A 12137-nucleotide genomic window follows, 5' to 3' on the forward strand; every position below is an offset into this window, starting at 1 on the left:
TGCATTATATCGGTGCTGCCTTGGGCTGGACAGGCAACCTCATTGAATCAACGAGTTCTTTTCATGTCTTTGAACACCCGTCTTCTATTCGCCTTACTCGGTTTTCCGCTACTGGTATACGCCATGATGGCCGTACTACTGGTCATACAGAGTGACACGCAAGCGCGTACGGCACAGCAAGCGCACTTGGAAAGTGCCGCCGAGTTGTTGGCCCCAAGCCTTGCTGATGCGATCGTCAAGGGTGATACCCAGCACCTGGAGATTCTTGCGCGTCAGCTCCGCAATATGCAGGGACTTCGCGGGGTTGCGTTATTTAATCAACAAGGCAGCCTTATCTTACAGTTGGGTCAAGCCCCCTCTTCGTTACTCAACGCCCCCGCTGATCACCAATTGCTCATGGAAGAGGACGTTTGGCGGCTGCGTTTGCCGCTAGAGGCTCCTCAGCTCAGTACAAGCCAGACCAGCACAAGACAAGCCAGCCCAGCAAGCAACAGTAGCGTTGGCTGGCTAGATATCGAAATGGACACGCGAGCGCTCACCCTGGTGCGCTATAAGTTGATCGCTAGCCTCAGCCTAGGCGGCATGTTGCTGGGCCTGCTGCTGTTTTTAGTCGCTTTTGCCATCAGCCGCTACGCCACCCGCCCTATCGAAGAAGCCAACCAAGCGCTTTATCGACTATCCCGCGGTGACTATCGATTGGGTTTGGCACCCTCTAATGCGACAGAACTTCACCACCTGAGCGGTCATATTAACGCCCTGGCAGAGCACTTTCAGCAGGCCCAGCGGAATATGCAAACGCAAATTGAGCAGGCCACCAGCGAGCTGCAAGAGTCGATGGAAACCATTGAAGAGCAGAATATCAAGCTCGATTTGGCTCACCGCAGCGCGCTACGAGCTAACGCCGTGAAGTCTGAATTTTTAGCCAATATGAGCCATGAGATCCGTACACCGCTGAACGGTATTATCGGCTTCTGTCGGTTACTGGGGCGCTCATCACTGGATACACGTCAGCAGGAGTGGCTGCAGCACGTACACCGCGCTTGTGACAACCTGCTGATGCTGGTTAACGACGTACTCGACTTTTCCAAGCTTGAAGCGAACCGCCTCACTCTGGAAGAGACGGATATCGATATTGTTGCACTGGTTGACGAAGTGGTGGGGCTGCATGCTCCCGAAGCCCAACGCAAGCAGCTACACCTGGTGGCCATGGTATACGACGACGTACCGACACCGCTTACCGGTGACCCGCTACGTATACATCAGGTATTGAATAACTTAATTGGCAATGCACTCAAATTCACCCATGAAGGCGAAGTGATCGTGCGCGTCATGCTGGATAACCTTGAAGGCCAGCATGTGGTACTCAATCTCAGCGTCAGTGACACAGGCATTGGCCTAAGCGAGGCCCACAAGGAAGCGCTGTTTAGCGCTTTTTCCCAAGCCGAACCCAGCCATTCACGGCAATTTGGCGGCAGTGGCCTGGGCCTTACTATCTGCCGACAACTAATTGAGCGCATGGGCGGCGAGATAGAGGTGGAAAGCGAGCTGGGTAAAGGCACGACCTTCTCTTTTACCCTTCCCATGCTTGCGCACCAAGCTATCGAGCGGCCACCCGAAGTTCACTTGGACAACCCGACCATTCGCTTATATGAAACGCATGCGCCTACCCGCCATGTGCTCGAACACTTACTGCAGCGCTGGGAGGCACACCCCATCGCGTTTGATGCCGCTGAGCCAGCGAAATTGATGATCTTAGGGTTGGAACACAGCGACTTTAGCCCTGAATGGCACTCCCACTGGCAAACAGTGATCGACCAAACGCCCTACCCCACTCTGATTTTAGCCAATGGCAACAGCTTTGACCTACCACCACTGCACTTAACCCATGGTGGAGAGATCCTTTACAAACCCTTTTCCCGCGCTCAGTTGGTGGCGACGCTAAAGCAATTGTTACTACCCGCACTGATGGCGCATAAAGATGGCCAGGAGCTACTAGCGCTACCAGCAGCCCCCCAGCCACTTAAATTACTGATTGTCGATGATAATGCGCCGAACCGAGAGTTGCTCAAAAGCATGCTTGCAGATCCAACCCTACAGGTCATTACGGTAGAAAGCGGTCACCAGGCGCTAGAGTTCGCACACACCAGTAACGTTGACATGGTGTTAATGGATATTCGTATGCCGGGGATGGATGGCGTGCAGACTACCCAGGCGCTGCGTCGGCTTAGTAGCACCTGGGCCCGCTGCCCCATTATTGCCGTTACGGCCCACGTACTCAGTAGTGAACGCCAGCAGTGGCTAGCGGAAGGCCTTGATGACGTGCTGATAAAACCGATTGATGAGAAACAGTTGGATCAGTTACTCAATCGCTTCTTGGGGGTTACCCACCGACTGACGTCCAGTAGCGCAACGGCGCCCCCTTCACAGCGCGACAGCAACGCCGCCAATACGCAGCGCTTTAGCCACACACCCCCCGCCACCCTACCCGTTATTGATCTTGAGATTGGTGCACGCCTGGCGGGGGGTAAAGAGTTTTTAGCGCGGGAGCAGCTAAAACGTCTAATCGACAGTCTGGATGAGAGTGAACAGCATATGCGCGCTGCGTTTATCCAGCAAAATCTTCCCACACTACTCGACTGGGTGCATGGGCTTAATGGCGCCAGCCGCTACTGCGGCGCACCAGAGCTGGCCTTGCTGGTGGAGACACTGGAAACCCGACTGCGCACCAGCGGCTTAGACCATGTTGAAGGGCTATTGGAAGAGCTCTACCGGGCAATGGCAAGGCTACGTACACAGCGCCCACTGCTGCTTAGGCATTAAGCAAAACTCAACCTTAGTCTGGGGTTTCACGCTCTAGTACAACAAACGCCACCGCGTACTCGGCTTCATCACTCAACGTTACGTGGCTGGTGGTGACACCTGCCGCTTGTAAAAGTCTTCCAGCTTCGCCGTTAAGCAGGAAATAGGGCTTACCCAAGGCATCGTTCAGCACCTGAATATCACACCACTGCAAACCCTGGCGTAGACCTAACCCCAACGCTTTAACAAAGGCCTCTTTGGCGGCGAAGCGTTTGGCCAGGAATGCGGCGGGCTCAGATTTCTGCTGCCAAAGCGCATGCTCTTCGGGGCCTAAAATGCGCTGAGCAAAGCGCGGTCCGTGCCGCTGCATAGCCCGCGTAAAACGCTCAACGCGGGCAATGTCCGAGCCAATTCCCACAATCATCGCCTAAAGAAACCTCTCAATAGAAATCGCAGTTTAATGCCCGCAGCAACCATTATGAACGTGCCCTGAACCGCTTTCATGATCATGGTCGTGCTCATGATCATGGGCATCGAGGGCCGCCATCAAACCTGCTTCCTGGCCAGCAATGATTAAGCGCTTCATCTCCTGCACGGCCTCTTTAAGACCCACAAACAGCGCCCGGGCAATAATGGCATGGCCAATATTGAGCTCGTTAACGCCCGGCAGCGCCGCAATTGCCTCAACGTTATGGTAGTGCAAGCCGTGGCCAGCATTCACCACCAAGCCTGATGAGACCGCGTGAGTTGCGGCAGTCGTTAAGCGCTGATACTCCGCATTGGCGACCTCACTACCAGGACGCGCTTCTGCATAAGCACCTGTGTGCAGCTCAATCGTTGGCGCTCCGGCGCGCAGGGCTGCATCAATCTGCTCTACGTCAGGATCGATAAACAGGGACACGTCGCACCCCGCTGCACTAAGTCGTTGGCAAGCACTGGCAATGGCGTCAAAGCCACCGACCACATCCAGGCCGCCTTCGGTGGTCAGCTCTTCGCGTTTTTCCGGCACTAAACAGACATGGGCGGGACGAATTTCTTCAGCCAGGGCAAGCATCTCTTCAGTCACGGCCATTTCCAGGTTCATACGCGTATTAAGCACTTCGGCCAGAATACGCACATCCCGGGGCTGAATATGCCGCCGGTCTTCACGCAAATGCACCGTAATGCCATCGGCCCCCGCCTCTTCCGCAACTAATGCCGCCTGCACGGGGTCAGGGTAACGAGTACCACGGGCTTGGCGAAGTGTCGCAATGTGATCGATATTGACGCCTAACAGTATCCGAGGGGGGTGCATAGAGCCTCCAGCGCAACGATAAGATAAGAGTTTGAGAACAGTAATTAGGGGCGCTGACGGCGCCGCGCTAAATCGAGCATCAGCTCCCGCGAACGTAACACGGTAGTGCCCAGATGGGGCGCCAAGGCCGCTCGCATCACCGCCTTCAATGCATTGGCAAGGCCTTCATGCTGCCAATCCCCCTGCTCAATATAGCGCAGCGTTCTGCCATCAAGCCCACGCTCTGCAGGCATAAATGCCCGGCTGGCGGTGTCAAAGCGGTAGCGGAGCTGGGGATCCAAGACGCCGCCTTCTGGTGTCGTAAACTGCGGCGTGGCCTCCAGCGCCTCTAACAACGCCCACTCGTAGCGGCGTAACGCCAGCGCTCGCTCCGCTGGCGCCGGTAGTGCTTCAAGCAGCGCGGTGTAAAACGCAAAAACCTCAGGTGCTGGCAGTTCCAGCGGCAACAGCCGGGTGGCAATCTCATTGGCGTAAAGGCCGCATAGCAGTCCTTCCCCGGCCAGCAGCGCTGTCTGGCCGCGGGACTCCATCAGGGTAAGCCGCTTTAGCTCACGGCTGCCCTGCCAGGTCACAAACAGCGGTGTAAACGGCTGCAGCCGCTGGCGGGATTTTGAGCCGGGCCTTTGTCCACCATGGGCGACAGCACGCACTCTGCCGTAATCAAGCGTTAATAGATCCACCAGTGCACTGGTTTCACGATAAGGCCGACGGTGGAGCAGAAAAGCCGGCTCTGGCGACATCGCTACTTTCAATCGAGGTCGTAACCCAAGCTTTTCAGGGCGCGTTCGTCATCCGACCAGCCGCGTTTTACTTTCACCCATAAATTGAGCATCACTTTGGTACCCAGGGCACGCTCCATATCCAGGCGCGCCTCGCGGCCAATACTCTTCAGGCGATCGCCGTTTTCACCAATTAGGATGACTTTTTGCCCCTGACGCTCGACCAGAATCAGTGCGCTGATATGCGTCACACGCTCGGTTTCACGGAACTCTTCAATTTCAACGGTCATCTGGTAGGGCAGCTCGTCGCCCAATTGGCGCATGACTTTTTCACGCACCAGCTCGGCGGCCATGAAGCGCAGGCTTTTGTCGGTAATCTGGTCTTCAGGGAAGAAGTGCACACTCTCCGGCAGGTGTTTGGCGACCTCCTCTTCCAGAGTGTCTACCTGGGTGCCGTGCTTGGCTGAAATCGGCACGATGGCCGCAAAGTCACGGCGGGCACCCACCTCTGCCAACCACGGCAGTAGGTCACCCTTTTCGCCCAGGCGATCAACCTTATTCACCGCCAGAATCACCGGTGCTTTTACATGCTCGAGCCGCTTCAACACCGCCTGATCCTCTTCCGTCCAGCGGGTACGGTCGATAATGAACACCACACAGTCCACATCGCGCAGCGCCTGAGTGGCGGCCTGGTTCATAAAGCGGTTAATGGCTTTATTACGATCCTTGGACATGATGTGCATGCCCGGTGTATCCACGTAGATAAACTGCGTCTCATCGACCGTTTTAATACCCATCACCTGATGGCGCGTCGTTTGCGGACGCCGCGAAGTGATCGATATCTTCTGCCCCAGAATACGGTTCATGAGGGTTGATTTGCCCACGTTGGGTCGGCCAACAATGGCAACGAATCCGCAGGTTTGGCTCATGATTTATCTCCAGGGCTTTTTTCGAGGTACGACAGCGCTTCTTCTGCCGCCTGCTGTTCAGCATGACGGCGGCTAGGGCCTTTACCAGTGGTATGCTCAGCCAGCAGGTCAATGTAGCACTCCACGGTAAAGGTCTGGGCATGCGCCTCGCCCTTTACGCAGACAACTTCATACCGCGGTAGCGCGGCTTGACGCGATTGCAGAAACTCCTGCAGTCGGGTTTTAGGATCTTTCTGGGTATCTTGTAACGAAATATTTTCCAGCCTATTGGCGTACCAATTCAACACACGGTCCCGCACCACATCCATGCCGGCGTCGAGATAAATAGCGCCAATAATGGCTTCTACCGCATCCGCCAAAATAGATTCGCGACGGTGGCCACCGCTTTTCATCTCGCCAGACCCCAGTCGCAAACACTCGCCAAACTCCATTTCACGGGCCAGTTCCGCCAGGGTTTGTCCCTTTACCAGGCGTGCACGCAGGCGTGAAAGCTGCCCTTCCCGGGCCTGGGGAAAGCGCTGAAACAGCGCTTCGGCGATAACAAAATTGACGATGGAGTCACCCAGAAACTCCAGGCGCTCATTGTTACGACCACCGAAGCTGCGGTGGGTCAAGGCCAATTCCAATAGCGTCTCGTCGCCAAAGGTATGGCCGATTCGTCGGCAAAAAGCGTTCAAGGAATTACTCACAGCTCTCCTACGTCATTGACGTTAACTAAAGTGACATGACTGACTAAATTCAGCATAAGCAGCAGATTCATTCTATGCGCCGTACGCTGGTAAAGCTTGGCAACCCACCGTCCCAGTGCATCCATACCGCAAACGCACGCCCGACAATATTCTCTTCCGGTACGAACCCCCAGTAACGGCTGTCGTTGGAGTGGTCACGATTATCCCCCATCATAAAGTAGTGCCCTTCAGGGACTTCCACTTCACGCATTTGCGGGCCAGGGTCACGCGGGTTGTTATAAATAAAGTGCTCGGCATCGCCCAGGCGCTCTTCTAACAATAGCTGTTGAGGCGAACCTTCGGGCCCCTCTTCGATGAGCTCTTTCGCCACCGGCTCACCGTTAACGTAGAGCTGCTTACCTTCATAACGGATGCGATCCCCGGGCATGCCGACGACACGCTTGATGAAGTTCACCGAAGGCTCGTCGGGGAAACGAAACACCATGACATCGCCACGCTCAGGATCACCAACTTCGATAAAGCGGGTGTTCACCACCGGCAAACGTAGTCCGTAGGCGAATTTGTTGACCAGAATAAAGTCGCCGACTTCCAGCGTAGGACGCATTGAACCAGAGGGAATCTGAAAGGGTTCAATGATAAAACTACGCACCACCAGCACTACCAGCAGCACTGGAAAAAAAGAACGCGCATAGTCAACCGGCCAAGGCTCTTTAAGCAGTTTCTCGCTGGTAGCTGGATCCAGCCCCTCCTGGGCATTGGCCTCCGCTGCGGCGAAGCGTTGGCGGCGCTTGGGCTTTAATAGCCAGACGTCCAACAGGTAAATAACGCCCGAAAGCGCAACGGCAAGTACCAGCAGTAATGAAAAATCCATGAGTGGCGTTCTTTCCTAGTCGTTAACCTTGAGCACAGCAAGGAAGGCATCCTGGGGGATTTCCACGCGCCCCACTTGTTTCATGCGTTTCTTACCTGCTTTCTGTTTCTCGAGCAGTTTTTTCTTACGGCTGACATCGCCGCCGTAACACTTAGCCGTCACATTCTTGCGCAGCGCCTTCACGGTGGAGCGAGCTACCACTTGACCACCAATCGCCGCCTGAATCGCCACATCAAACATCTGCCGTGGGATCAGCTCTTTCATTTTCTCGACCAATAGACGACCACGACTATGCGCATGATCACGGTGGATAATCACCGCTAGCGCGTCAACTTTGTCGCCATTGATCAGTACATCAAGACGCACCAGCTTGGCCATCTCAAAACGCTCGAAGTTGTACTCGAGCGACGCGTATCCCTTGGAGATCGATTTCAGACGATCAAAGAAGTCCATGACCACTTCTGACATGGGTAGCTCGTAGGCCAACTGAATCTGATTACCCAAGAACTGCATGTCTCGCTGGGTACCGCGACGCTGCTCACACTCGGCAATGACGTTACCCACGTATTCCTGGGGAACCAATATGCTGGCGCGGACGATCGGTTCACGCATTTCATCTACGTCGGCCATATCGGGCAGCTTGGAAGGGTTGGAGACGTAGTTAACATCACCATTCTTCATCGCCAGTTCGTAGACAACCGTGGGCGCAGTAGTGAGCAGGTCGATGTCATACTCTCGCTCCAGGCGCTCTTGAATGATCTCCATGTGCAGGGTGCCAAGAAAGCCTACCCGGAAACCAAAACCAAGTGCGTCGGAGTTCTCTGGCACATACTCGAGCGAGGCATCGTTAAGCGCCAGTTTTTCAAGTGCATCGCGGAAATCTTCGTAATCATCCGCACTGACCGGGAACATACCGGCATACACCTGCGGCTTTACCTTTTGGAAACCAGGCAGACGCGCTACATCAGGCGTTTTGGTGTGGGTAATCGTATCGCCTACTGGTGCCCCGTGAATCTCTTTGATGCCAGCGACAATAAAGCCGACTTCACCTGCGCGCAGAATATCGGTCTGTTTGCGCTGGGGGGTAAAAATACCCACTTCCGTGGCGCCCCAATCGCGTCCCGTTGATTTAATGCGAATCTTGTCGCCCTTACGCAGCGTGCCGTCGAAAAGACGTACTAACGAGACAACACCAAGGTAGTTATCAAACCAGGAGTCGATAATCAGCGCTTGCAGCGGTGCGTCCGGGTCACCTTTGGGCGGCGGTATATCACGCACCAAACGCTCAAGCAGTGCATCAATGCCAATGCCGCTTTTAGCCGAAACCTGGCAGGCATCAGTGGCATCGAGGCCAATAATCTCTTCGATTTCCTGGGCAACCTTGTCGCAGTCCGCTTGGGGCAAATCGATTTTGTTAAGTACCGGCAGTACTTCCAGACCTTGTTCGATAGCGGTATAACAGTTAGCGACCGACTGAGCCTCCACCCCTTGGGCAGCATCGACCACCAGCAACGCCCCTTCACAGGCGTAGAGCGAGCGCGACACTTCATAAGAGAAGTCGACATGCCCAGGAGTATCGATAAAGTTGAGCTGATAAACCTGCCCATCAGCGGCGGTGTAATCCAGCGTGACCGACTGCGCTTTGATGGTAATACCACGCTCACGCTCAATGTCCATTGAATCGAGCACTTGCTCTTTAAGCTCACGCTCGGTTAGCCCTTCGCAGGTCTGGATCAGGCGATCAGAGAGCGTCGATTTACCATGGTCAATGTGGGCGATAATAGAGAAGTTGCGTATGTGCTTAAGCTTTCCGTTGGGAACGTCTTGGGACATCGAGTCTGTTCTGCCTTAGTGGTACGCAAGCGGCCGCATAAGCAGGCCGCTTCGAGAGTTCAAAGCTCGAAAACAGCTGCCGTTTGAAAATAAGGGCCATTTCCGACAAAAAGATATCCGCTATTGTAGCGATATGCGCAGGCTAGGAACAGCGGTCCGGCGAGAACCGCCGGACCAGGAGTGAAAATTAGGCGAGTTATTCCAGACGAAGCGCTACGAAGAGTGATCGCCCATCGCGGAACAGACGTACTGGAATAGCACGGTCGGTGGGCAACGCCTCGACAATCTCTACCAGCTCATTGGAAGAGGAAACGCTGCGGTGATCAATGCTCACTAACACATCACCTGGGAGAATGCCGGCCTCAGCAGCCACGCTGCCAGACTCAACCTGGCGAACGATCACACCGCCGGGAATATTCAACTGCTCGCGCATGGTGTCATCAATTTCTGCGACCATGACGCCAAGACGCGCTTGATTATTGCTGCTGCCCTGCGCCGTCTGCTGCTCGGCATCTGGCCAGCTACCTAATTCCACTGACTCGGTCAGCTCTTCACCGTCACGCATCAAGGTGAGCTCCACCTCGGTGCCTGGCGCACCTTTACCAATCAGCCGTGGCAGTGAGCTCGAGCGTTCGACCTCTTCACCATTGACCTCAAGGATGACATCGCCAGCCTGAAGCCCACCCTGTGCCGCGGGGCCTTCGGGATCAAGGTCAGCAATCAGCGCGCCAATGGCACTCTCCATGCCGAACGATTCGGCCAGATCGTCAGACACGGGCTGGATCATCACTCCTAACCAACCACGGTTCACGCGACCACCTTCACGCAACTGGTCGGCCACATCCATGGCAACGTTAATGGGAATGGCAAACGAGACGCCCATAAAGCCACCGCTGCGGGTAAAGATTTGCGAGTTAATACCCACCACTTCGCCATCTAGGTTGAACAGCGGGCCACCGGAGTTGCCGGGGTTGATCGCTACATCGGTTTGAATAAACGGCACATACGCATCTCGCGGCAAGGTACGGTTAATGGCACTGACAATACCCGCGGTGACCGAATGATCAAAACCAAAAGGCGAACCAATAGCAGCCACCCACTCACCTACTTTGAGCTCATCAGAATCCCCCAGAGTGAGCGTGGGCAAGTCACTGGCATCAATTTTAAGCAGCGCGACATCAGTTTGTGGATCGCTACCGATCACTTCCGCACTCAATTCACGCCGATCATTGAGCCGCACGAGGATCTCATCAGCATCTTGCACAACGTGTGCATTGGTCATTACATAACCATCCTCACTGATAACGAACCCGGAGCCTAAAGACTGCCGCTCTTCTGTACGCCCCTGCCCGCCGCCAGGCGGTGCAGGAAAGCGATCACCGAACTCCTCTCCAAAAAAGTGGCGGAAAATTTCCGGGATTTCCTGACCACCGAACCCGCCCAAACCCGGCGCGCTACTGCGCTGTACCGTTCGACTGGTCGAGATATTCACTACCCCTGGAGCAGCGTCTTCAACTAAGGCAGTGAAATCAGGCAAATTCTGAGCGTTGGCGACTTGGCCAAACGTTAGCAGTGCCACCACACAGACCCAAAGCGTGGAAGGGAGAATCAAGCGCTTCATGCAAGAGCTCCTACTTAATGTAATAGCAATCAATGACAGATCAACAACTCAAAGCGAGATGCCAGAGAACCAAATTGACGAACTAATTGACCAAGCGTGGGCGAAAGCGTTCCCCACGCCCACGCATTAGGTATTTAATACCTAGCGAACCGCCCACCAAGGCAATAAAAAAACTCAGCGGTGCCAGCCAAACCATGTCACTAACAAACGACACCGCGCCGGATAGCAACAGCGCCAGCATAAGTGGCAATCCATAAACACAAAAAGCCAGCAGCGTGACAGAGGTGCGCGGTAAGCTAATAGTGACTTGACGGCCTAGCGGGTAGTTTCGCTCAGCGTTACTGGTTCTCGTGGGGAGTGCAACAGCAATGCGCTGACTGCGCTGACGCGCCAACAAACGGCCGCCACAACCTCCCCCCTGAGCGCACTGCTCGCAGTTCTGTTGGGCGGAAATTTCTACGATGACACTTTGCGCAACATGATCGACGACCGTGCCAGCACGGTGTAGAGAAGTATCAAACAAAGCGTCACAGGAAGACGAGGTCATCATTCTATCTCCCCAGTCTGATCGTTGCTTTGCGGAGATGGGTCTTCCAGGAGATCGAAAGTGATTGAGCGAACAATGCGCTGCAGCGTCGCTACCGGCAGCTCACCAATCGCCACCAACTGCCAGCGCCCCTCAGCAGTGATGGCATGCTCAATGGCCACCGCCGAAACCCCTAGCTGTTGCACACCTTCTTGCAAGGTAGTGGTTGCATCCTGCGCAAGGGGCTCGACAAAGATACTTACGGTAGCCAAACCATCGCTGTAAACGCGCTGGTAAATATCATCGCCGGCGAAAGTGACGGGTTGTGCAACGAAGCCATCGGGCAACCAAGTGGCGCGCCAAGGTGTACTGCCGATAACGATAGGGGTAGCCGCCCGGACGCTGCCAGTATATTTTTCGGGAGACTGAAGCTGGGTAATTTGAAAGGTTTCAATGATCCTGCCTTGATGATCACTGAGCACATGCTTAAGCAGCAATCCGGTATCACCATCCAGCCACCACTCATGTGAAAAGCGCCACTGGTCGCGGGGTTCAAAAACCAGCTTGATAGCATCACGATCTGCTACCCGGGCGTTGTCCTCAAGCTCGATAGCATAATATTTCTCAAGATGAGCTGCCCATCGTGCTGGAGAAGGTAGCTCACCGTTGCCATGCCCTTCAGTCCAGGCCAACCTGCCCACCGGTGAGCGACGCTCAATGCTTACGGAAGGGCCGTCAAGGTACTGCACCACCTGCTGACGAATGCCGTCTTTAATGCGGTGCGACAGTGCTAGCGTGCGAACATCGACAGAGTCGATAGCCACTGCTCTCGCTTGAAAAGCATAACAGTGGCTGG

Annotated in this window: 11 protein-coding genes; 1 reads left to right on the forward strand and 10 read right to left on the reverse strand. The window is 54.9% G+C overall.

All coding sequences use genetic code 11. The features are described 5' to 3' along the window. The first annotated feature begins 63 nt into the window (after positions 1-63). Complete coding sequence (locus JI62_RS19300; RefSeq protein ID WP_088701717.1) at positions 64-2820, forward strand: ATP-binding protein; 2757 nt, start codon at positions 64-66, stop codon at positions 2818-2820. Positions 2821-2833: 13 nt separating this feature from the next. Here the strand turns inward: JI62_RS19300 and acpS are convergent, their stop codons facing one another. The 10 genes from acpS to JI62_RS19350 all read right to left on the reverse strand — a co-directional run. Beyond that, entirely contained in the window at positions 2834-3223 is a 390-nt protein-coding gene (gene acpS / locus JI62_RS19305; RefSeq protein ID WP_088701718.1) for a holo-ACP synthase, read from the reverse strand. A 33-nt stretch (positions 3224-3256) separates the two neighbouring features. Further along, positions 3257-4093: a pyridoxine 5'-phosphate synthase gene (pdxJ, locus tag JI62_RS19310; RefSeq protein ID WP_088701719.1), complete on the reverse strand. Its 837-nt coding sequence runs from the start codon at positions 4091-4093 to the stop codon at positions 3257-3259. A 44-nt stretch (positions 4094-4137) separates the two neighbouring features. Beyond that, the gene (gene recO / locus JI62_RS19315; protein ID WP_088701720.1) at positions 4138-4833 is read right to left on the reverse strand and encodes a DNA repair protein RecO; all 696 of its coding nucleotides are present in this window, start codon (positions 4831-4833) and stop codon (positions 4138-4140) included. Positions 4834-4841: 8 nt separating this feature from the next. Continuing rightward, positions 4842-5741, reverse strand: a complete 900-nt coding sequence (gene era / locus JI62_RS19320; RefSeq protein WP_035578621.1) for a GTPase Era — start codon at positions 5739-5741, stop codon at positions 4842-4844. Next, entirely contained in the window at positions 5738-6430 is a 693-nt protein-coding gene (gene rnc / locus JI62_RS19325) for a ribonuclease III (RefSeq protein ID WP_088701721.1), read from the reverse strand. The genes era and rnc overlap by 4 nt, the downstream gene beginning before the upstream one ends. Positions 6431-6497: 67 nt before the next feature. Continuing rightward, positions 6498-7301 carry a signal peptidase I gene (gene lepB, locus JI62_RS19330; protein WP_088701722.1) on the reverse strand — a complete coding sequence of 268 codons (804 nt, stop codon included), beginning with the start codon at positions 7299-7301 and terminating at the stop codon, positions 6498-6500. Between the two features lie 15 nt (positions 7302-7316). After that, complete coding sequence (lepA, locus tag JI62_RS19335) at positions 7317-9134, reverse strand: translation elongation factor 4 (RefSeq protein WP_088701723.1); 1818 nt, start codon at positions 9132-9134, stop codon at positions 7317-7319. A 196-nt stretch (positions 9135-9330) separates the two neighbouring features. Continuing rightward, positions 9331-10755: a DegQ family serine endoprotease gene (locus tag JI62_RS19340; RefSeq protein ID WP_088701724.1), complete on the reverse strand. Its 1425-nt coding sequence runs from the start codon at positions 10753-10755 to the stop codon at positions 9331-9333. 82 nt (positions 10756-10837) lie between these two features. Next, entirely contained in the window at positions 10838-11305 is a 468-nt protein-coding gene (locus JI62_RS19345; protein ID WP_088701725.1) for a SoxR reducing system RseC family protein, read from the reverse strand. Further along, positions 11302-12137, reverse strand: an 836-nt coding sequence (locus tag JI62_RS19350; RefSeq protein ID WP_088701726.1) for a MucB/RseB C-terminal domain-containing protein, incomplete at its 5' end; no start/stop codon positions are given. The genes JI62_RS19350 and JI62_RS19345, both read right to left, overlap by 4 nt.

This window comes from Halomonas campaniensis, from assembly GCF_002211105.1.
Classification (GTDB): domain Bacteria; phylum Pseudomonadota; class Gammaproteobacteria; order Pseudomonadales; family Halomonadaceae; genus Vreelandella; species Vreelandella campaniensis_A.

Coding starts and splice junctions, on each gene's coding strand:
- JI62_RS19300 (WP_088701717.1), top strand. CDS start 64: ATGTCTTTGAACACCCGTCTTCTATTCGCCTTACTCGGTTTTCCGCTA.
- acpS (WP_088701718.1), bottom strand. CDS start 3,223: ATGATTGTGGGAATTGGCTCGGACATTGCCCGCGTTGAGCGTTTTACG.
- pdxJ (WP_088701719.1), bottom strand. CDS start 4,093: ATGCACCCCCCTCGGATACTGTTAGGCGTCAATATCGATCACATTGCG.
- recO (WP_088701720.1), bottom strand. CDS start 4,833: ATGTCGCCAGAGCCGGCTTTTCTGCTCCACCGTCGGCCTTATCGTGAA.
- era (WP_035578621.1), bottom strand. CDS start 5,741: ATGAGCCAAACCTGCGGATTCGTTGCCATTGTTGGCCGACCCAACGTG.
- lepB (WP_088701722.1), bottom strand. CDS start 7,301: ATGGATTTTTCATTACTGCTGGTACTTGCCGTTGCGCTTTCGGGCGTT.
- lepA (WP_088701723.1), bottom strand. CDS start 9,134: ATGTCCCAAGACGTTCCCAACGGAAAGCTTAAGCACATACGCAACTTC.
- JI62_RS19340 (WP_088701724.1), bottom strand. CDS start 10,755: ATGAAGCGCTTGATTCTCCCTTCCACGCTTTGGGTCTGTGTGGTGGCA.
- JI62_RS19345 (WP_088701725.1), bottom strand. CDS start 11,305: ATGATGACCTCGTCTTCCTGTGACGCTTTGTTTGATACTTCTCTACAC.